Origin of the sequence: Nostoc favosum CHAB5714 (genome assembly GCF_020829495.1) — a bacterium.
Lineage (GTDB): Bacteria > Cyanobacteriota > Cyanobacteriia > Cyanobacteriales > Nostocaceae > Nostoc > Nostoc favosum.
The window spans coordinates 1-22,198 of the sequence record NZ_JAIVFQ010000078.1 but is presented as its reverse complement, the minus strand read 5'-3'; the positions used below and the strand labels follow the sequence as shown (position 1 = coordinate 22,198).

The 22,198-nt window shown below is 42.9% G+C and carries 17 protein-coding genes; 8 read left to right on the top strand and 9 right to left on the bottom strand.

From position 1 onward, the window contains the following. Window positions 1-216: 216 nt before the first annotated feature. The 3 genes from LC586_RS30625 to cax form a co-directional block, all read right to left on the bottom strand. The gene (locus LC586_RS30625; RefSeq protein ID WP_229489090.1) at window positions 217-519 is read right to left on the bottom strand and encodes a hypothetical protein; all 303 of its coding nucleotides are present in this window, start codon (window positions 517-519) and stop codon (window positions 217-219) included. Between the two features lie 534 nt (window positions 520-1,053). Then, window positions 1,054-1,872, bottom strand: coding sequence for a carbonic anhydrase (locus tag LC586_RS30620; RefSeq protein ID WP_229489088.1), 819 nt, complete (start codon window positions 1,870-1,872; stop codon window positions 1,054-1,056). Between the two features lie 329 nt (window positions 1,873-2,201). Beyond that, complete coding sequence (cax, locus tag LC586_RS30615; protein ID WP_229489086.1) at window positions 2,202-3,323, bottom strand: calcium/proton exchanger; 1,122 nt, start codon at window positions 3,321-3,323, stop codon at window positions 2,202-2,204. 277 nt (window positions 3,324-3,600) lie between these two features. Between cax and LC586_RS30610 the strand changes: the two genes are divergently transcribed. Beyond that, window positions 3,601-5,484, top strand: coding sequence for a serine/threonine-protein kinase (locus LC586_RS30610; RefSeq protein ID WP_229489085.1), 1,884 nt, complete (start codon window positions 3,601-3,603; stop codon window positions 5,482-5,484). 356 nt (window positions 5,485-5,840) lie between these two features. Here LC586_RS30610 and LC586_RS30605 read toward each other — a convergent pair whose 3' ends face one another. Further along, window positions 5,841-6,032, bottom strand: a complete 192-nt coding sequence (locus tag LC586_RS30605) for a hypothetical protein (protein ID WP_229489083.1) — start codon at window positions 6,030-6,032, stop codon at window positions 5,841-5,843. A gap of 123 nt (window positions 6,033-6,155) precedes the next feature. Here LC586_RS30605 and glgB point away from each other — a divergent pair, with 123 nt between their 5' ends. Further along, window positions 6,156-8,447 carry a 1,4-alpha-glucan branching enzyme gene (gene glgB / locus LC586_RS30600; protein ID WP_229489082.1) on the top strand — a complete coding sequence of 764 codons (2,292 nt, stop codon included), beginning with the start codon at window positions 6,156-6,158 and terminating at the stop codon, window positions 8,445-8,447. 439 nt (window positions 8,448-8,886) lie between these two features. Further along, window positions 8,887-9,132 carry a hypothetical protein gene (locus tag LC586_RS30595; RefSeq protein ID WP_229489080.1) on the top strand — a complete coding sequence of 82 codons (246 nt, stop codon included), beginning with the start codon at window positions 8,887-8,889 and terminating at the stop codon, window positions 9,130-9,132. A 4-nt stretch (window positions 9,133-9,136) separates the two neighbouring features. Here LC586_RS30595 and LC586_RS30590 read toward each other — a convergent pair whose 3' ends face one another. Continuing rightward, window positions 9,137-9,613, bottom strand: a complete 477-nt coding sequence (locus tag LC586_RS30590) for a hypothetical protein (protein WP_229489101.1) — start codon at window positions 9,611-9,613, stop codon at window positions 9,137-9,139. A gap of 504 nt (window positions 9,614-10,117) precedes the next feature. On the opposite strand from LC586_RS30590, the gene LC586_RS30585 reads away from it, so the two are divergent. After that, entirely contained in the window at window positions 10,118-10,426 is a 309-nt protein-coding gene (locus LC586_RS30585) for a HigA family addiction module antitoxin (RefSeq protein WP_229489077.1), read from the top strand. A gap of 161 nt (window positions 10,427-10,587) precedes the next feature. On the opposite strand, the gene LC586_RS30580 is transcribed toward LC586_RS30585, so the two are convergent. From LC586_RS30580 to LC586_RS30570, 3 genes are read right to left on the bottom strand one after another with little or no spacing between them, the layout of a single operon-like run. Then, window positions 10,588-10,800, bottom strand: coding sequence for a type II toxin-antitoxin system HicB family antitoxin (locus LC586_RS30580; protein WP_229489075.1), 213 nt, complete (start codon window positions 10,798-10,800; stop codon window positions 10,588-10,590). A 36-nt stretch (window positions 10,801-10,836) separates the two neighbouring features. After that, window positions 10,837-10,983: a hypothetical protein gene (locus LC586_RS30575; protein WP_229489073.1), complete on the bottom strand. Its 147-nt coding sequence runs from the start codon at window positions 10,981-10,983 to the stop codon at window positions 10,837-10,839. Window positions 10,984-10,998: 15 nt separating this feature from the next. After that, window positions 10,999-14,646, bottom strand: a complete 3,648-nt coding sequence (locus LC586_RS30570) for a HEAT repeat domain-containing protein (protein WP_229489071.1) — start codon at window positions 14,644-14,646, stop codon at window positions 10,999-11,001. A gap of 148 nt (window positions 14,647-14,794) precedes the next feature. Between LC586_RS30570 and LC586_RS30565 the strand changes: the two genes are divergently transcribed. The 3 genes from LC586_RS30565 (at window position 14,795) to LC586_RS30555 (ending at window position 18,245) form a co-directional block, all read left to right on the top strand. After that, the gene (locus LC586_RS30565) at window positions 14,795-15,604 is read left to right on the top strand and encodes a Uma2 family endonuclease (protein WP_229489070.1); all 810 of its coding nucleotides are present in this window, start codon (window positions 14,795-14,797) and stop codon (window positions 15,602-15,604) included. A 51-nt stretch (window positions 15,605-15,655) separates the two neighbouring features. Continuing rightward, complete coding sequence (locus LC586_RS30560; RefSeq protein ID WP_229489068.1) at window positions 15,656-16,510, top strand: HIT family protein; 855 nt, start codon at window positions 15,656-15,658, stop codon at window positions 16,508-16,510. A 124-nt stretch (window positions 16,511-16,634) separates the two neighbouring features. Then, on the top strand, window positions 16,635-18,245 hold the full coding sequence (locus LC586_RS30555; protein WP_229489066.1) for a histidine kinase N-terminal 7TM domain-containing diguanylate cyclase: 1,611 nt from the start codon (window positions 16,635-16,637) through the stop codon (window positions 18,243-18,245). A 594-nt stretch (window positions 18,246-18,839) separates the two neighbouring features. On the opposite strand, the gene LC586_RS30550 is transcribed toward LC586_RS30555, so the two are convergent. Next, window positions 18,840-19,559, bottom strand: a complete 720-nt coding sequence (locus LC586_RS30550; protein ID WP_229489064.1) for a Uma2 family endonuclease — start codon at window positions 19,557-19,559, stop codon at window positions 18,840-18,842. Between the two features lie 804 nt (window positions 19,560-20,363). Here LC586_RS30550 and serA point away from each other — a divergent pair. Further along, complete coding sequence (gene serA, locus LC586_RS30545) at window positions 20,364-21,944, top strand: phosphoglycerate dehydrogenase (RefSeq protein WP_229489062.1); 1,581 nt, start codon at window positions 20,364-20,366, stop codon at window positions 21,942-21,944. The last annotated feature ends 254 nt before the right edge of the window (window positions 21,945-22,198 follow it).

Here is a 22,198-nt window from a genome sequence, read left to right as displayed (position 1 = left end):
ACACCAATGGGCAGTGCCGTGCCCCTACGGGTGTACCTCACGTAAACGAGAACCGCTATAGTATAGTTTCTAATTTTGATAAACCAACAGCACCAGAAAAAGTCTCACCATTGATAAAGAAGAAAAGATTACTATTAATTCCTAACTTTTAGGCTATCTGCTTGTCTTTTGTAATCACAGCATTTACTTGCTCTCCATCAACAAGCCGCTTTGCGTTTACGCACTCCCCAACAAACTGAAGCGGTCTTCGGGTTCACGGGAGCGGTCTTCGGGTTCACGGGAGCGGTCTTCGGGTTCACGGGAGCGGTCTTCGGGTTCACGGGAGCGGTCTTCGGGTTCACGGGAGCGGTCTTCGGGTTCACGGGAGCGGTCTTTGGGTTCACGGGAGCGGTCTTCGGGTTCATGGGAGGGGTCTCCCTTAAAACTTTTATGAAACTTAAATACAGCAGATTGCAGCAGGCGTGAGGTACAGATAATCGTAGGGGCACAACATGTTGTGCCCCTACCCGTGTACTTCATTTACCTGAAATACGCTGTAAAAGAGGAGTTAACAGCCATAGAAGCGATCGCTGTTCACCCCCACTTTTTGATCAATTTATACAGTTAGTTGCAACATACTAGCACTATTGTATAAACCTACCAATTTCCTAACTGCGCTGCTGACTCAGCGCTTTTTTTATCTGATATCATGTCCGCTTGATTACTTATTAAATCCGAAGAACCCCAAAGAGCCAAAGCTATGCTTTGTCTCCCCTCTCGAAGAGCGGGGAGGAGTATAATGACCGTGGTTAGCATAACTATCTATACGGACATGATATGACATCTTTTCATATTTCAAGACTTAAGTGATTAAATTTGCTCTGTGAGAGTTTGACTGACTTTTCACGTTATGTGGAAAAGTCCACTAAAAACCTAACCCCCTAACCCCCTTCCCGATGCGGGAAGGGGGAAATTCAAAGTCTCTCTCCTTTTAGGAGAGAGATTTAGAGAGAGGTTTTCCAGATGCCGTGAAAAGTCAGGACAGTTTGAGATGGATTTTCCATACCTACATCTTTACTTTGTTGTCGAGCCTCGATAAATTCGCTCCATTTGCTCTGGAGAAAGCACTGTCATTGGAAACCATTGATGTGTGGAAATAGGGAGTTCCTGGGACGATTGAAACGCCCGTTGTTGAGTTTTAGTGAAATGTATTTCCACATTGCTAGTTAAAGGTGGGCTAACTAACGTCTCATCTATCTCCGATGGGAGAAGCTGATTTTGAGGCAAGACATAGGCGTGCTTTTCTGGATCGTATGCCAAAATTTCTCCTGTCTCGATTTGATAAATCCAAGCATAAATACTGAGTTGCCCTTGGTGGAGCTTAGAGTGAATCACCGGATAAGTCCGTAAGTTTTCGATTTGGGTGAGTACATTCTCAGCAATAATTATTTCTAAGAGTTCTTCCCCTTCGTAGTGGCTATAATTGTCTTTTACCAGTCGTCGGGTTGCCTCTGCATACTTGAGCCAGTCATGTACAAGCGGCATTTCTACCCGCAAGCTGTCTAACTTCATTAACCCTTTCATAGCACCACAATGCGAGTGACCACAGACAATAATTTGTTGAATATCTAATGCTTGAATAGCATATTCAATTGTTGCCCCTTCACCGCCATTAGTCGCACCAAACGGTGGAATAATGTTGCCTGCATTGCGGATAACAAACAATTCACCTAACCCGGCTTGTGTAATCAGGTTTGGATCGATACGCGAATCTGAACAAGTAATAAATAGTACTCTGGGCTTTTGACCATGAGAAAGTTGTTCAAACAGTTCTTCATTGGCGGAAAAATAACTACTTTTGAATTCGCGCAAACCTTTAATTAATTTTTTCATAGGAGTACCTAAATGAATAAATAATACTTTAAATTCTTGGTAAAAATTTAATTCTCAAATTCAGAAAGTAGGAACGGGTTAATAATATCTATAAACAGATTGACTTAATTGATCGGCTTTTGCCATTGCACCATCGGCTTAGTCAAAGGGTGAAATTCATTCTTGTATTGTTTAAGCAGTCTTGTCAAACTACACTCTCTAGTCGCAATTTTAACACGAACTCAATCTGCAATTGGTAATAAATTTGGTATTTTGATCCTTCCACTCATCTAATTTTCCATTCTCTATCTGCACAAACAATCCCCTACTGCTCGAAGCCCGATTAGCACTCAAACTGGATGGAAGTAAAAGGCAGCACCCAGTACAGCATAGGTTGCTAGCAGCAACATCCCCTCTAACCAGTTAGAACGACCATCCAAACTAATTAGGTTGGCAATGACCACAGCAATAATCACTGCAACAACTTCAAATAAGTTAAAGTTTAAGTCCATTGGTTGTCCAATCACCTGCCCGACTAGCACAAGGATCGGTGCAACCAACAAAGCAACTAGTAGACTCGATCCCATTGCTACAGACACTGACAAATCCATGTTGTTCTTAATCGCTACTCGAACAGCGGTTACATATTCGGCCGCACCTCCAACTAGTGGTAACAAAATTACTCCTGTAAACAAAGGTGTCAATCCTAGTCCTTTTGTTGCCTCCTCAACTGCACCGACAAAAATCTCGGACACGAACGCTATACCAATCGTTGCCACAAGCAAAACACCAACCCAAAGGTTCAAGTTTGGCTTTGAATGTTTATCTTGTTCTGTAACTTCGTCCTCAGAAACGTTATCTTCTAATTCTACAACCCCAACATCGTAGAGGTAGCTGTGAGTCTTCAAGGAGAATAACAGCGTAAAACCATAAACTATAATTAAAATGACTGCTACAAAAATCGACAGATTAGTAATAGCGCTTTGCTCGACTACATTAGATGTAGTGATTACCATTGCGGGCAGTACAATTGCAGTTACTGCTAGTGTCATTGTCGAGCCATTGACTCGCGCTGCCATTGGCTGAAAAGTCTGCTCCTTATAGCGTAAGCCTCCCAGCAACATAGATAGCCCCATTACCAGTAGTAGATTACTGATAATTGTCCCGGTAATGCTGGCTTTTACAATATCTACCAAGCCTTCTTTGAGAGCTACTAGACCAATAATTAACTCAGTTGCATTACCGAAGACCGCATTTAACAAGCCTCCTATAGAAGGCCCTAAAACCACGGCAATTTCTTCTGTCGCCTTACTCAGCCAAATTGCTAACGGAATGATTGCAAACGCTGAAAGTCCAAATACTATTAATGCATCCCAGTCCAATTTTTGTGCCACAATAGCAATCGGAACAAAAACTAGTAAACCTATTGAAATTAGGTCTTTAGTTTGTATATTTTTCAGTGAGGTTGGCATAAGTATATAGCTCTAATATTTTTCATCTGCTGTGGTTGCGCCTGCGATCGCTGGCAAAAGTTTTTGGTCTACTGCCAGTAAGTAATCTCTACTATGCAAAAAAGCGATCAAATCAATTTACGCCATATTACTCTACCAATAAACTATTGCGAACGGATGGCGTTCTCAATTCAGTATGCATAACTCATGAACTCATCTGATGTACATTTGAAAAGGGCGATGTCTGACGACAAGCCCAGAGGCGGAATGTCTCCGGTGTCTACGCTTGTGATTTTTCATGACTTTAACCCTGCTAAACAATCGCTATCAAGTTATCCAGGTAATCGGCGCTGGTGGGTTTGGCGAAACCTTTCTGGCAGAAGATGTCCACATGCCTTCTCGGCGTCGCTGTGTGATCAAGCAACTAAAACCGATAACCAATAATGATCCGCAAACCTACCAGCTTATCCAACAACGGTTTGAACGGGAAGCAGCAACTTTGGAGTTTTTGGGTGAAAGTAGTAACCAAATTCCGAAACTCTACGCCTACTTTTCTGAGAACGGGCAATTTTACCTCGTCCAAGAATGGATTCACGGCCAAACCTTGACAAAAATTGTCGAAGCCAAAGGATTTGAGAGTGAAACTGCTGTTCGCCAAATTCTCTTGAGTCTGCTTTGGGTTTTAGATTATGTCCACAGCAAAGGCATTATTCACCGGGATATCAAGCCTGAGAACATTATTCTCCGTTCTGTTGATGGCAAGCCAGTTTTGATTGATTTTGGTGCAGTCAAAGAAACAATCCGTTCTGTGGTGAATTCTCCAGGATACCCCACGCGATCGCTTGTGATTGGTACGCCTGGTTATATGCCTAGCGAACAAGCCGTTGGCCGCCCAGTTTACGCTACTGATATCTACAGCTTAGGCTTAACGGCGATTTATCTGCTGACTGGCAAACACCCGCAAGAATTACAAACTGATCTCAAAACTGGGGAAATACTTTGGCAGCAGCACGCCCCTCATGTCTCTTCCCAATTGGCGGCGGTACTCAATCAAGCAATTAAGCCTCATGCTGGCGATCGCTATAGCACTGCCAGTAAAATGCTACACGCTTTGCAGTCTGCTAGTAATATACCTCCTGAGTTTGCTGGAAATACTCCCACAGTTAGTTTTTCTCCCACTACATCGAGACAAACCCAGCCATTATATTCACCGCAAAAAAATTCTGCGTTAGCGTTCGCGCAGCGTCTCGTAGAGAAGCTCACCGAAGGTATCGCATCTCCTCGAAACTGGCAAAAACCTGCTGTGATTGTTGGTAGTTTGCTGATAGGCGGTTTGCTTAGTACAGTAGCAATTTCTAACATCACTCGTCAGCAAAAACCAGAAACAACTATTGCCACAAGTCCTACCCCATCGCCAGAATCTTTGCCCACTCCTGCATCTACCGAACCGCCTGTTTCTTCCCAAACTTCTCCAGTCCCAGTTGTACCGACTTCACCAGCACGACGGCGAGTAATTTCCAATCCTTTGCCAACCTCTGATCCCCCAGTTGTATCTATACCACAGCCAGAGAAGGAGCCTGTAACTTCAGATACTCCAGCACCACTAGCAGTATCCACACCACAGGCAGAACCAGAGAATGAGGCGATGCCTGCTTTGAGCAATGCCAGCCCAGTTCCCACACCAGAAATGCGTTCCACGCCACAGAAAAAGCCGCGCAGTAAATTAGCTGCAACTACCAGCAGGCAGAGCGTTCCTGCATTCCCTACAGGTACACCAAGAAACATCGTAGAAGCTACCCTCGGAAAACCAAATCAAGATTTAAGAGGCGTATGGGGTAATACCCGTGCTGTCGTTTACAAACTAGTGCCAAACAAAATTGACCTTGGCTACTTATTTGATCGTAATTCTAAAGTGCTGCGTCAAACTGAGGTATCTTTTGCCGAATCGGTAGACCCGCAAGTAATGGAGACTACCTTGAATGGAATGTTAGGTGGGCAAGCCACTGAAGATATAAAGCAGGGACTCAAACAGGTACAACAGCGTCAGTCTGATAATTTTAGTTTTAATAATGGCTCAGTCAAGGGTCAGATTATCCGCCAACAATGTAATTTTATTTACATCAGCATTTGGGATGCAAATTTACATGATTTTGTGAGTCCATCTACAGCTAAAAGGTGTTAAATAATTCGTAATTCGTAATACTTCGGCTCCTTTCGACTTCGCTCAAGGCAAGACGCTCAGTACAAGTTCGTAATTCGTAAATTTTGTTTTGTAATGGGGATTTAACCCCAACACAAAACAAAATTTTTATTGAACCGGGGGACTTAAACCCACGGACAGGAGTTAAATTCCTGGTAAACATTGTCCTCATAATTTAATTTTTTGTATCTTATAAGACAGATTCAGGATTCAATATAGTTAGTCATTAGTCATTAGTCATTAGTCATTAGTCATTAGTCATTAGTCATTAGTCATTAGTCATTAGTCATTAGTCATTAGTCATTAGTCATTAGTCATTAGTCATTAGTCATTAGTCATTAGTCATTCATCCTCTGCCTAATTCCCCATTCGCCATTCCCCATTCGCCATTTCCCATTCGCCATTCCCCATTCGCCATTCCCCATTCGCCATTCCCCATTCGCCATTCCCCATTCGCCATTCCCCATTCGCCATTCCCCATTCGCCATTCCCCATTCGCCATTCCCCATTCGCCATTCCCCATTCCCCATTCCCCATTCCCCATTCTGATGTAGGATAACGGTGGCGACAAAATTGCAAATAAATGTAAAGAATATATATAGATATTAAAAAAGTAGATTTAGTCAATCACGTTATATCACTTAGGTAGCTTCATGTCCATGACCACGATCGCCCCTGAACAGGTTAACAGCATCGTTTGGAATCAGCATAACGATCCGTTTGAAATATTAGGTTCTCATCCCATACAACAAGATGGCAAAACTGTCTGGGTTGTGCGAGCCTACTTACCAAATGCAAGTGCAGTATGGGTTGTTCTTCCTGAACAACGGAAGGAATACCCAATGCAAACAGTGCATAATCCTCACTTTTTTGAATGCACGATTGATACTCCAGAACTGGCAAACTACCAGTTACGGATTAAAGAAGGGGAACATGAGCGTGTCACCTATGACCCTTATGCTTTCCGTTCTCCGAACTTGACAGACTTTGACTTGCATTTGTTTAGTGAAGGCAACCATCACCGGATATACGAAAAATTGGGAGCGCACCCCACGGAAATAGGCGGCGTTAAAGGCGTTTATTTTGCAGTTTGGGCACCCAACGCCCGTAATGTTTCATTGCTGGGAGACTTCAACCTCTGGGATGGGCGTAAACACCAGATGCGTAAAGGCCCTACCGGAATTTGGGAATTGTTTATTCCTGAAATCGGTGTGGGAGAGCATTACAAATATGAAATCAAAAATTTTGAAGGACACATTTACGAAAAATCTGATCCCTACGGTTTCCAGCAAGAACCCCGCCCGAAAACCGCATCCATTGTCACTGATTTAGATTCTTACAGTTGGGATGACGAAAGCTGGATGGAAAAGCGGCGTCACACTGACCCCCTCACCCAGCCCGTCTCAGTCTACGAAGTGCATTTAGGCTCTTGGTTACACGCTTCGAGTGCCGAACCTGCTAAACTGCCAAATGGTGAAACTGAACCTGTAGTTGTCGTTTCCGAACTGAAGCCCGGCGCACGCTTCCTTACCTACCGGGAACTAGCTGACCGACTCATTCCTTATGTCAAAGAATTAGGATACACCCATCTAGAATTGCTACCCATTGCGGAGCATCCCTTTGATGGCTCTTGGGGTTATCAAGTAACTGGGTACTATGCCCCCACCTCCCGTTTTGGCACCCCCGAAGATTTCATGTATTTTGTTGACAAATGTCACCACAATGATATAGGGGTAATTGTGGATTGGGTTCCTGGTCACTTTCCCAAAGATGGACATGGTTTAGCTTTCTTTGATGGTAGCCACTTGTACGAACACTCTGACCCCCGCAAAGGCGAACATAAAGAATGGGGTACTTTGGTGTTCAACTACGGTCGCCATGAAGTTAGTAATTTCCTAGCAGCAAATGCCCTCTTTTGGTTTGACAAGTACCACATTGACGGGATTCGTGTCGATGCTGTTGCCTCAATGCTCTATAACGACTATTGCCGCGAACCAGGAGAATGGCTGCCCAATCAGTACGGCGGCAGAGAAAACCTAGAAGCAGCAGATTTTCTGCGTCAGGTAAATCACATTATCTTTAGCTATTTCCCCGGTATTCTCTCAATTGCTGAAGAATCTACTTCCTGGCCAATGGTATCTTGGCCCACCTACACAGGGGGACTTGGTTTTAACTTGAAGTGGGATATGGGCTGGATGCACGATATGCTGGATTACTTCAGCATGGACCCTTGGTTCCGCCAGTTCCACCAAAACAATATCACCTTTAGTATGTGGTACAACCACAGCGAGAACTTCATGCTGGCCTTGTCTCACGATGAAGTGGTGCATGGCAAGAGCAATATCATCGGCAAAATGCCGGGGGATACATGGCAGAAGTTAGCTAATGTGCGTTGTTTATTTAGCTATATGTTTGCTCACCCAGGTAAGAAAACCATGTTTATGAGCATGGAGTTTGGGCAGTGGAGTGAGTGGAATGCTTGGGCAGATTTGGAGTGGCATTTATTACAGCATGAAGCCCACCAACAGTTAAAAACGTTTTTCCGGGAATTGAACCATCTCTACCGTTCTGAACCAGTTTTGTACACTCAGGATTTTGCTGAACCTGGGTTTGAGTGGATTGACTGTAGCGACAATCGCCATAGTGTAGTTTCTTTCATGCGTCGTGACAAGGATTCTGATGATTTTGCGATCGTGGTTTGCAATTTTACACCGCAACCCCATTCTCACTATCGCATCGGTGTACCGCAAAAGGGATTTTATACTGAGTTGTTCAATAGCGATGCGCGTCAGTATGGCGGCAGCAATATGGGCAACTTAGGCGGTAAGTGGACGGATGATTGGTCTTTGCACAGTCGTCCTTATTCGCTGGATTTGTGTTTGCCACCTTTGGGTGTGTTAATTCTCAAGTTGGATAAGAAGAAGACTGCTGAGGCATTGCAATAACAATTAAGGGTGGGCATCTAGCCCATCCAGGAGTAATCAAAACTTTACAGCAGTTTTCCTTGATTTCAACCACATCTATCGTAGGGGCAAGGCGCAATGCCCATTGGTGTCAACTTAAGCTAAAACGCTTATCCCACAGGCGTTTTACCCCACACGCTATCCGGCTCCACGCAGGTGAACCCCAAGACCGCACTGGCTCCCCTTAATCCCCTCCCCGTGAACGGGGAGGGGAGATTTTGTCGCTAGACAAAAGCGGGGTGGGGTTGCGAGGGCATAATTAGTAATTGAGTAGGCTTGATATAACGTCATTGCAAGGGTTTCACGTTAAGTTGACACCAATGAGCAATGCTGTGCCCTTACCAGCGTATTTGTATCATTATTCAAAGTGAAATGGTATAAATCCAGGTTAAGTAAGTGACATTCCACCTTACTAAAGTAGATGAATGGAGTTAAAAGACTCGTTAATGAGTATCAAAGGTGGATTAATCTAGCTCAAAGACTCATTAACGAGTATCAAAGGTGGATTAATCTAGCTCAAAGACTCATTAACGAGTATCAAAGGTGGATGAATCTAGCTCAAAGACTCATTAACGAGTATAAAAGGTGGATTAATCTAGGTCAAAGACTCGTTAACGAGTATCAAAGGTGGATGAATCCAGTTCCAATACTCATTAACAAGTATTAATTTATCAAGAGCCGGAAGTTTTTGCAGCTCTGCCTTTACTAATAGCCTTAAAGCGATCGCTCAACAGTTCTGCTAGAGTTTTTAAGCCTGGAGTTTTTTTCGCTGCTGTCTTGACGTAATCATAAACTGTCAAACTGCCCAGCATCGCTTCGCTACCGACTGCCAACAGGGTATCATCTACTTGTTCGGTGAGTTGCCGGATTGAGATTAAAAGTTCGCTGAGTGTGGTGGCTAGTTGATAATCTTGGATAAATTGCTCAATATCAAAGCTGGCTGGGAGAATTTCACGGTTAGATTGAGCAGCGTTGACGCTATTGGTAACAAAAGCTAGGCTTTTATCGCCCATTTTGAATAACTTGCGGCGTTCTTGTGCAGTTAAAGCAATGAGAAAGGGCATCTTTTGTTGGATTATTTGTAGCGCTGCTTTAATTTCTTGGATATCTTCTGGGGAAAGAGTGCCTGTAATATTGCGATCGGCCATCGTATAATTACCTGGGGATAGTAGAGAGTCAGTAGCAAGAGTTGCTAAGTATATGATTCCCAAAGTAAATGCGATGTCAACGACGGGTGTAGCTGCGGCACACACAATACCTTGTCCTAAAGGACACGCTACGCGAACGCCAAAATGCCCTCAGTCTAGAACAGCTTGTCATTACCAACATCAAATAAATCTGACGCTTCGTTGCTAACCCGCCTGGGAATAAATTCCGAGGCTAATAGCTAAAGTCCTCTCAAGAGGACTAAATATAAGATTTTAAGCGATGTCGATGGCTAAACTCTGTCAATGGGAAGATTTCAGTCCACTTGAGTGGACTTGAGCTATTAGCCCAGAACTTAAGTTATGGGCGGGATATCTGTCAACGCGACACTTTGACTGTACAGTATTCGTATTAACGAGCAATGGCGAATCTGCTTTCTGTGGACGGATGAGAACAATGCTTATGTAGTTGAAATAGTAGATTATCACTGACGCCTGGAAATAATCATGAACAACAACCGTCTGCCAAATATCTACCCTGGAGAAATCCTACAACTAGAATTTTTAGAGCCACTAAATATCACCCCTTATCGATTAAGCAAAGATATAGGTGTAGCTCAGACAATAATTAGTGAAATTTTATCTGGAAAACGTACTATTACAGCAGATACAGCTTTGCGTTTATCTCGCTATTTTGGTAACAGCGCTCAGTTTTGGTTAAATTTACAAACGCAATACGATATACGTCAAGCTCTTGAAGAAAATGCAGAAGTTTATAATCAAATACCTACACTTTCATTTAATGATGTAATCTAATACTTAATTACGTTAGCGAGTCTGCATACTCCTGCGGGGAAGCAAGCTACGCGCAGCATCTCGTAGAGAGCGTCATTACGAATTACGAATTACGTTAGCGCAGCGTTAGCGTTAGCGAAGCGGTAGCGAGGAACGAGCGTCCGCAGGAGCGTCATTACGAATTATTTTAACGACTTTTCTAGTGTTTTTGGCTCTGGTAGAGTTTGACCGTCAGCCAAAGATGATTTAATCAGCATTTCTAAAACTTCTTGAGCATTTTTGAAAGCTTCTTCGTAAGTATCTCCGTGAGTATGACAAAACTCTCCCCATTCAGGAAGACTCACAACAAAACACTCATCTTCATCAGACCACTGAATAACGATTGTATATTTCATTCTTCTGAAACATAATTACGAATTACGAATTACGAATTACGAATTATCAAATAACTCTTGGGTAGCGTCTTCACTTTCTTTATCTGCTAGATAAGCTAAGAAGTCAGCAACCAGTTCCAGGCGTTCTGAAGACAATCCATCTAAGTATTGGTTGATTTGTTGACGAACTTCTGTGTTGTTCATATTTTTGAAACTCTTTTACTTCTCTAATTCTGCCAACTTCTGTTGAGCAAAGTTTCGCACCTGCTCATCTGGGTCATTCTCTGCTCTGTCGCGTAACAGTGGTAAAGTCTGGGGATGTTGAGGAAATTGCTTGATAATTATCTCCAGTGCAATTTGGCGAGGATTGGGGTTAAACCGAGGATCATAGCTACCTTCAAAGGAGTCATTTACAGCACAGTTGTAGTAAATTTCAAACAACTCAGGCTGATTTCTGAAGTATTTGGCTAATGCTTGGATAGCTGCACGTCGCACATTCCCTTCATTATCAGCAGTGGCGCGGTCTTTGAGAAACGAGCGGGTGTCCGGGTCATCTTTGAAATTGCTGGCTAATGCTCGGATGGCTGCACGTCGCACATTCTGATCATCATCAGCAGTGGCGCAGTCTTTGAGAAACAAGCGGGTGTCCGGGTGATCTGGGAAATTGCTGGCTAATCCTTGGATAGCTGCACCTCGCACATCCCCAGATTTATCAGCAGTAGCGCGGTCTTTGAGAAACAAGCGGGTGTCCGGGTGATCTGGGAAATTGCTGGCTAATCCTTGGATGGCTGCACCTCGCACATCCCCAGATTTATCAGCAGTAGCGCGGTCTTTGAGAATCGAGCAAGTGTCTGGGTCATGTTTGAAATTGCTGGCTAATGCTTGAATCGCTGCACCTCGCACATTCCCAGATTTATCAGCAGTGGCGCGGTCTTTAAGAATTGAGCAAGTATCCGGGTCATCTGGGAAATTGCTTGTTAATGCTTGGATGGCTACACCTCGCACATATCTATGATTATCAGCAGTGGCGCGGTCTTTAAGAATTGAGCAAGTATCCGGGTCATCTGGGAAATTGCTTGCTAATGCTTGGATGGCTGCACCTCGCACATCCCCAAATTTATCACCAGATTTATCAGCAGTGGCGCGGTCTTTGAGAAACGAGCGGGTGTTCGGGTCTTCTTTGAAATTGCTGGCTAATGCTTCGATGGCTGCACCTCGCACATACCCAGATTCATCAGCAGTGGCGCGGTCTTTGAGACACAAGCGGGTGTCCGGGTCATCTGGGAAATTGCTGGCTAATGCTTCGATGGCTGCACGTCGCACATATCTATGATTATCAGCAGTGGCGCGGTCTTTGAGAATCGAGTGGGTGTCCGGGTCATCTGAGAAATTGCTGGCTAATGCTTGGATGGCTGCACTTCGCACATCCCATCCATTATCAGTAGTGGCGCGGTCTTTGAGAATCGAGTGGGTGTCCGAGTCATCTGGGAAATTGCTGGCTAATGCTTGGATGGCTGCACGTCGCACATCCCATTCATTATCACCAGTAGCGCGTTCTTTGAGCCAGTGTAAGGTATCGCTGTTATCTTTCCAAATTGTGGCGATTGTTGCAACTGCTTGAGTGCGAATTTCCTGAACTAACTTAGTTTCTTCATATTCATCAGGTCTGTAATAGTACCAGAGGTCATATTTAGTTAAGTCTTGTAGCTTGTCAAGCAATTTATTAGCTGTTGACGCAATTACCGAGCAATTTCTCACTTCTGCAAGGCACTTAGCCGCTAAAAACAGGTTAATAAATTTTTTATCTTCGCCATCTTGCACCATTAAGTAATCAAGAATTTTACCAACAAATTTCGCATCAATCATTCCCGCAATTAGCCGCAACACTTCATGCCAAGTTTCATCTTGCCAGTGTTTGCCAAAAACTTCAGTTTTGAGATCCTCAATTGTAATACTGCGTTCCTTCTCAAACTGCCAGACAAACTCCCAAGCACAGAAATATTCTAAAAAAGTCCGATGCACAAAGGCATAGTAATCTGCACCCAAGAAACATAAAATAAAGTTGCGATCGCGCAGTTGTTTCATCAACCGTCTGGCTTTATCTCTGGCATCACTCACTGGTATGCTTTGCAGATATTTAGTGAAGATTGTTTCTAAATCATCTGCATAGATAATGTTGCCAGCTAAACCTTTTTCACTGGTTTGCATTTGATAAGCAACTTGACGCAACATTGCCTGTTTATCTTTATAATCAATAATGTCCAGACGTTCATCCGGCTTTAAATTGCGTCCCTCGTCCCAATTATGCAGCAGAACCTCTGAAGCATCTTTATACAGTTCACTTCTATCTCTGGGTAATTCTCGCTTGAGATTGAGAATTGCCATCATGGTTAACAGCAGAGGATTTTGTGCTAGTTCGGCAATTGCTTTTGATTCATTAATTACTCTTTGTAGACGCTCTCGTTTGATATTTTTATCTCTTTCTTCGGCTTGACTAAAAGTTTTATCATGCCAACGTTCGATAAAATCTTGAATCTGTGCTGGTTCTAAATCTTGCAACATGAAGTGCCGAAACTCTGCATCTCGCAATTGTTGCTGCTTATAGCCGATGATTCGAGAAGTGACAATTACCTGCACATCGGGATATTCATTAGTGAAGCGATGAATACAGGTAATTACTTCCTCCCGCTTCGCCAGTTCAAAGATTTCATCCAAACCATCAAACATGACTAAAGCGTTACCAGCCTTTAGCTGCTCATGCAATTTATGCTGATTAAGGTGATAAAAACAATTGGGACTATTATGGTAAAATTGGAGAAAATTATTACAACTACCCGCATCGCGATCGCGCATATAATTGCGTAATTCAATCAGCAAAGGAATTGGCAGATTAAAATCATTCTGTTCGAGAGTTTTTTCTACCCAATCCAACGCTAGATATTGCAACAATGTGGACTTGCCGGAACCAGGATCGCCTAAAATAACTAGATAATTCTTGCGTTGCTTATCTCGGATAACATCTAATACTGAACGGATTGGCTGTTCAAAATAATTGCGTTGATAACGTTCTGTTTCTTCTTGAAATTTTTCTATTTCAAACTCAACATCCAATTGGTTACTTTTTTGTAGCCTGCGGAGATATTCTTTAGGCAGTTCTGGTAAAACCTGATAAACTTGACGCGCATTTTGCGGGATAAACATTTGCCATAAGTTTACCGGATGTTCGCGGGCTGTAGTTTCTAAACTATCTAACTTCAGATTGCCATAGCGTTCACGAATAGTTTCTAAATATTGCGGTAAATTAAAATCCTTGGGAATCTCAGCGTTTTCTTTTAAAGTCTTATCAATACTGGATAATTTTTGAAGTTCCAAAATATAACGTAACTCTTCTGTATCCGAAAGAATATCTTGAACTTGTATGAGATACTGCTCTGTAATTGTTTGCCAGTTAAATTTAGGTGGTAGAGGTTGGAGTTGAAGTCTTTTCCAACTATCTGCTAATGTTTTAACATCTAGAGAATCACATTTAATATCAAAAGCCTGACCAAGAATTTCTTTAACCGACTTATCACGGATAAATTTATTGATATCTTCAGCGTAATTTTTAATTTCAGCTTCCGAAAGTTTGCAACGAACCTTTAACTGTTGCTGCATCGCTTGCAAAAATTCTGTCAACGCCATAACTACAGCTTTCATAAGCGGTTCTTGCTTAAAGGGCGCGGTTACAGCATTATTAAAAATATTTTTGAAAAAATCTTTAGCGTAGTCCTTGACTAAATCTTTGAAAAATTCTTCGCTGATAATAGTTTTGACAAGAAATCCAACCGTTTTTTGACCTATCCAGAGAGTGAACCACTCAACTATCATACTCACGCCTGCTAAGTGCTTGACTACGAGTATATACACCTGTCAGAGAAATATTTCCAGATTCTGGGTTTTTAGCTTAAGGGCGATGCTACCTGAAGATTTGTTAAAAATAACTAATATACTGTGCATGGATATTAGGAGTAGTTTTATGGTTCTACAAGTTAACCCCATCCAAAAAGAACCAACAGTTACTTGGGAAGCACTTCCAGCCGACTTCATTTTACCTGACGATCCAGTGGAAAATATTCAACAACCCGCGATCGCTGCTGCGCTTACCGATGCTTTGGGAAGCACAGGACGCATCCAACCCCAAATGCTGATTGGCTCTAATTTTGGACTTGTAGCCACAGTCAACAAAAAAATTGTCGTTAAAGCACCAGACTGGTTTTACGTACCTCAAGTGCAGTCTGTGGGAATAAATGTAGTTCGTCGCAGCTACACCCCAAATTTAGAAGGCGCTGCTGTGGCTGTAGTGATGGAATTTCTCTCAGACACAGAAGGTGGAGAATTATCAGTCCGTTCAACTCCACCCTACGGTAAACTCTATTATTACGAAAAGATTCTCCAAGTTCCAACCTACGTAACCTACGACCCTTACGAACCAAGCATAGAACTACGGTGCTTGCAAAATGGACAATATACTTTGCAGCAAGCAGACGCCAATGGACGTTACTGGATTCCTGAGTTAGAGTTATTTCTCGGAATTTGGCAAGGTGAAAGATTATGTCAAACCATGAACTGGCTGCGCTGGTGGGATACAGAAGGAAATTTGCTGTTGTGGAGCAGCGAACAAGCCCAACAAGAACGCCAACGTGCCCAACAAGAACGCCAACGTGCCCAACAGGAAAGCCAACGTGCCGAACAAGAACGCCAACGTGCCGAACAAGAACGCCAACGTGCTGATATATTAGCAGCTAAGTTACGTGAGCTAGGTGTTGACCCTGATGCGATGGCATAACCTCAAGGGATGCTGGGAATAATAATTTTGGGACATCAGCACCAAAATTCTATGAAACAGCAAAAAAATCAATTCAGCCATCTGACTGCGATCGAAAGAAGTTATCTATCATTTCCGGCACAGTTTTTATTAAATCAAAACCTTCTCCAAGGGAAAATACTAGACTTTGGTTGTGGCTTTGGTAATGATGTTAAAATATTGCGCCAAAAGGGTTTTGATATTACAGGCTATGACCCTTATTATTTTCCAGAATATCCTGATAATAAATTTGATACAATAATTTGCTTTTATGTTTTAAATGTTTTATTTACTGAAGAACAAGCTAATGTTCTCATGGAAATATCACACTTATTAAAACCAGGAGGCAAAGCTTATTATGCTGTAAGAAGGGATATTAAAAAAGAAGGCTTTCGAGAACATTATGTCCACAAAAAGCCTACCTATCAGTGTATTGTCAAACTTCCCTTTACTTCAGTTTGTTTAGATGAGTATCGGGAATTATATGAGTATGTTCACTATAATCATCATCGAAATTCATCTAATTATTGTATATTCTGTAATCCCCATAAAAATCTAACCCTATTAACGGAATCAGCAACTGCTTATGCGATATTTGATGGCTATCCCATAACTAAAGGTCATGTTTTAGTTATTCCTAAACGTCATGTTAGCAATTATTTTGAACTACCATTTAAAGAGCAATCTGCTTGCTGGTTTATGGTGAACAAAGTACAAGAAATTCTCAAAGCAGAATTTAAACCTGATGGCTTGAATGTAGGAATGAATATCAATCGAGCCGCAGGTCAAAATATTATGCACGCCAGTATTCATATCATCCCTCGTTACCAAGGTGATACTGTTTCTACTAAAAGTGGGATCAGGAACGTTATTCCTAAAAAGCAATAATTTTTCTGTAAGAATTCAGAATTCAGAATTATGCTGTAACTTGACCGCTTTGAAGTAATTATAAAAATTACTTGCTCAAACTTATCTCATAAGGTTGAGATCAGCTATTAAATGCTTCGTCATCATGCTTTTTCAGTACAATCTCTACTTTGGTATTCTGAGCGTTACTGTAATCATCTCAACTACTGTTGCGTTTGCAGCTTGGCAGCGTCGCTCAATTTCTTCGGCTAGCAAGCCTTTCATTTCGATGATGCTAGCGATCGCTGGATACGCTACAGTTGCAGCAATGGAAGCAGCAGCAATTCTCCTCCGAGAAAAAATATTTTGGTCAAAGCTGGAGTATGTCGGCTCAGGCAGTGTAATTACACTCTTCCTCATCTTTGCAATGCACTTCACGAATAAAAATCGTTGGCTAACGCCTCGAAGTACTGCGTTGCTATGGGCTATCCCTACCTTCAATGTGATTTTGGTAGCAACAAACGAATGGCATGGTTTAGTCTGGTCTGGCTTTTTGCCAGATCCCAAAGGAACTAATTTTGTGATTTATCAACATAATCTTGGTTTTTTTTGGATCATGGCCTGCGTTTACCTCTACACGCTTACAGGTGTAGTAATGCTGATTCAGAAAGCCTTACTGCCATCAGTTCTGTCTCGTCGGCAGTCAAGCATGGCATTAGCTGGTGCAGTATTACCAATATTAGGCGCTAGCTTGTATATGCTCCGCCTCACTCCTCCTGGTCTAAATATCACTCCCATGAGCTTCATGCTGGCCGGACTGTTCTATTTCGTTAGCCTTTTTCGCTTCAGGATGTTTGACCTCGTTCCTGTAGCTAGAGACACGTTGATTGAGAATATGAGTGACGGTGTGCTAGTGTTGGATGCCAAAAACCGGATTATTGACTTTAACCCGGCGCTAAAACATCTGATTGGGGTAAATAAGCAGCATATTGGACAACCTGCTGCTCAAGTTCTGGCAAAATGGCCAGAAATCATCAGGCTATACCATGCTCATGAAAGTGTCAAAACAGAGATATTCATAGATTCGGTAACTCCAAGTTATGTAGAGTTGCTAATTACCTCATTGCACAATGAGCGCAAGCAGTTAACAGGCCGTTTGCTTGTTTTGCGTGACGTTACCCAACGTTATCAGACTGAATTTGAACTGCGACAGGCGAATGAATATTTGCAAAAACAGGTACTAGAAATTAAAACGTTACAGGTTCAGTTACAAGAACAGGCTATGCGGGACGGACTGACAGGCTTGTTTAATCGGCGTTATTTTGATGAGATATTTCCAAAAGAACTAATACGAGCAACGCGGGATTGTGATCGAGTTGCCTTGATAATTATGGATATTGATTATTTTAAAAATATTAATGATACATTCGGTCATCAGGCTGGCGATCGCGTAATTCAGCTATTTGCAGACCTTCTTCGCAACTATAGTGATTCTCAAAACATTGTGTGCCGATATGGTGGTGAGGAATTTGTATTGGCTTTACCTGGGCTAACACAGGAGAAAGCGTTTCACCACGCCGAACAAATCCGGTTATCGTTTCAAGCTGCGCGGTTGGAATCTGGAGGTAAGGAAATATATACGACGGTTTCGGGTGGAGTGGCCGTGTTTCCAGATCATGGAAAAACCACTGATGAGTTATTGCAAGTAGTAGATCAAGCGCTATATGCTGCCAAGTTACATGGGCGCAATTGCATCAAGTGTGTGCAATCTAATTGATGAGATGTAGATATTTCAACAATCATTTATGAAAAATACTTGAAAAAGAATTCAGAAGTCAGAATTCAGGAGCAAAGCCAAAGACGTTTCCGTTAGCTCCGGTCAGCAATCAAGACGCTCGTTCCGACGCTACGCTATCGCTAACGCTGCGCTATCAGTCGGGGATTCAGACCCGCGACTGAATTGTTGCACCACCAAATTTTCAATTTGGTGGGGTGCAAAAACGCCGATTATTCAGACGCGACGCTCGAATACTCGCTCTAAGCGTTCGCGTAGCGTGTCGTAGACAAGCCATGCCGTTGGCGGAGCCTCTCCAAGAGTTGACTTTACGCTGCGCTATCGCAGACTCGCTCTAAGCGTAGCTATGCCGTACCACTTGCCTACGGCACGCTCGGCGAACGTGGAAGCAAGCTAGCAAGAGCGTCTCCAAGAGTTGGCTTTACGCTGCGCTATCCGCCAGCGATGCACTGAACTATTCGTTGTGTCGTACAGAATACCCAACAGAATTCTGACTCCTGACTCCTGAATTCTGTTAGATAAATCTAACGATACCTAATTTTTAGGTTGTGTTGAAAATATTGCAAAATATTTCCATTAAGCCAGATTATCTGGATCTATTCCGAGCGCTCTTAATTGTTCTGCCAACTGTTGAACGCGTAGTTCTGCTTGTTGAGCGCGTTGTGCTTCTTGTTGAGCGCGTTGTGCTTCTTGTTTTATTTGTTCTGCGGGCGTGAGATACCGTTTTCCTTGCTTATCATACCAATACATCCATTCCCGCGTTACACCGGAATAATTTCCCCTTTCGCAACCAATTCCTAAGCCAATTTCTGGTAGCCAAACGGGGTTTCCCTCTTGCAATTCATACTTACCATTAACTAATTTATGTACTTCCAGATGCGGTTTGCGGCGACGACGAGAGGAATAAATTACGTAATAAAGTACACCTAAAGCCTCATATTCATCCAATTTAGTAGTGTATTCCTTGCGATAATTTTGGGAAACTACTTCTAGCACGAAAATCGGTACAACGTTTTCATCCCACAGTACATAACTGGGACGCAGTTCCTCATCATAACACCGCTCTATCCCTAAGCTCAAAAACCCATCTGGCACAATGGCCGGTTTATCAGGGTGATAATAAATACCCATATCTATGGCAAAGAGCCAATCCATGCGTTCTGACCAAAGTATCAGCAGGATTGCCTTCAACAAGCCTGGTATCAATTCTTGCAGTTCATTATCCACAGGCGTTTCATCAGAGTCTGGTAGTTCCTCGGCTGAGGGCAAGTACCTTGGCAAGTTGTACTCTAACATGGGTGGTTTCCCCAAAACTCAAAGGATATTTGGCTCTATTTGGCTCACCAGAATTATAGCGATTTCTCGCCTATCGATGTCACTAGTAGTCTGTCTCATTGGTTACGAGGCGTGAACAAGTTCGTAGTCAGGACTTTAGTCCTGGTTTTTTAAGCACGCTTTGTGCTTACTACAAACTCTCAAAATTAGCTTGACAAATTACGAGTTTACTACTGTATATTAAGCACTCTATTGACACTAATTAGTAGCTTTTAACTACCAGACAATCTTAAATCTGCCGGAATCATCAGCAAGAAAATTTATTTGATGCCTACATTCTAACTCTCACAATCCGATTATCTTGATGATGCAATGTTTTGCTTTGACTAAGGGATACCACTTGTGGTATTGAGAAACAGCCAAGATTCGACAGATATAAAAGTTACTAGCTTGTTTGTTGGTTGGGCAGAGCATTGCCTCAGCTAGAGTTGCAGCCCAGTCAAGAATACAAGCGTTTCTACCCCACCAAGGAAGTTGCTTAAGCTGATAAAATTTTGGTAACTCTTAACTATTAATAAATATATAGGTACTAAGTGCTATTCATGCTTTATATTTAGCGACAGGGTGGTGCAAACAGCTACTCATCTGCAAATACTTAGGAGGCAGTACCTACCGGGAGCAACTCACGCTCCGATACCATCAGCACGCAGCGTAAGTAAAGGTTAAGTTGATATTAAAACGAATAATTTTTGCTGAATTGCGACAGATAAAGACTAAACTAAAAAGTCTTGTGCAGCAAAACCTGTAGCTTTAAATGAAGTAATCATGTCTAAGGTTCTTGTCTCAGATTCTATTGACCAAGCTGGAATTGACATTCTTTCGCAAGTTGCTACCGTTGATGTCAAACTAGGTCTAAAACCAGCAGAACTGATCGAAATTATTGGTGAGTATGACGCGCTGATGATTCGTTCTAGTACACGCGTCACCCAAGAAATCATTGAAGCTGGCACTCAGCTAAAAATCATCGGTCGTGCTGGTGTGGGTGTGGATAATGTGGATGTTCCGGCTGCCACCCGCCGGGGAATTGTAGTAGTCAATTCTCCAGAGGGAAACACAATTGCTGCGGCTGAACACGCGTTAGCGATGATTTTGGCTTTGTCTCGCCACATCCCCGATGCTAACGCTTCGGTGAAACGCGGTGCGTGGGATCGCAATAGCTTTGTCGGCGCGGAAGTCTACAAAAAAACTCTCGGCGTTGTCGGTTTGGGTAAAATTGGCTCCCATGTTGCGGCTGTAGCTAAGACAATGGGGATGAAACTCCTAGCTTATGACCCTTTTATTTCTACAGACCGAGCCGAACAACTTGGCTGTCAGTTAGTTGAGCTAGATTTACTCTTCCAGCAAGCAGACTATATCACCCTACACATCCCGAAAACCCCAGAAACCACTCATTTAATCAATGCCACAACTTTGGCAAAGATGAAACCTACAGCCCGGATTATCAACTGCGCTCGTGGTGGGATCATTGATGAAGTAGCTTTAGCAGCAGCTCTAAAAGCGGGTAAAATAGGCGGTGCAGCGTTGGATGTGTTCGAGTCAGAACCACTGGGTGAATCTGAATTGCGATCGCTAGGTAAAGAAATCATCCTCACTCCCCATTTGGGAGCCTCTACCGCAGAAGCTCAAGTGAATGTGGCTATTGATGTTGCTGAACAAATTCGGGATGTACTTTTAGGACTACCAGCGCGTTCAGCCGTCAACATTCCCGGACTCGGCCCCGATGTGTTGGAAGAACTCAAACCCTACATGCAACTAGCAGAAACTCTAGGTAATCTAGTAGGACAGCTAGCTGGCGGACGGGTGGAAGTACTCAATATTCGACTACAGGGCGAACTCGCAACCAACAAAAGTCAGCCTTTGGTAGTAGCTGCCCTGAAAGGTTTACTTTTCCAAGCTTTGCGGGAACGGGTAAATTATGTAAATGCCAGCATAGAAGCCAAAGAACGCGGAATTCGGGTGATTGAAACCCGCGATGCTTCGATTCGAGACTATGCGGGAACACTGCATCTAGAAGCCACGGGTACTTTAGGTACTCATTCTGTCACCGGCGCTTTGTTGGGTGAGCGGGAAATCCATTTAACTGATGTTGACGGTTTCCCGATTAACGTCCCACCGAGCAAATATATGCTGTTTACCCTGCACCGCGATATGCCAGGGATTATCGGCAAACTCGGTTCCCTACTCGGCAGTTTTAATGTAAATATTGCCAGTATGCAGGTAGGTCGTAAAATCGTCCGTGGTGATGCCGTAATGGCTCTGAGTATAGATGACCCTTTACCAGAGGGCATTTTGGATGAGATTATAAAAGTCCCTGGTATTCGGGACGCATATACAGTAACACTATGAGTGCAGAGTGAAAAAAGTTAGGAGTAGAGACGCGATTAATCGCGTCTGTACTAGAGACGCGATTAATCGCGTCTGTACAAGAGTTGGGAGTTAGAAGTTAAACAGGAGAACTCCTAACTCCTAACTCTAGCCCTGTCAAGGTGACAAATAGCCGGATAATAATGCCATGCGATCGCAAACTAAAAAGTAGCGGAGGAGATGGTGAATGCTGGGAGCAATATTTGAGCGTTTTGTAAAAGAGAGTCCAATTAGTG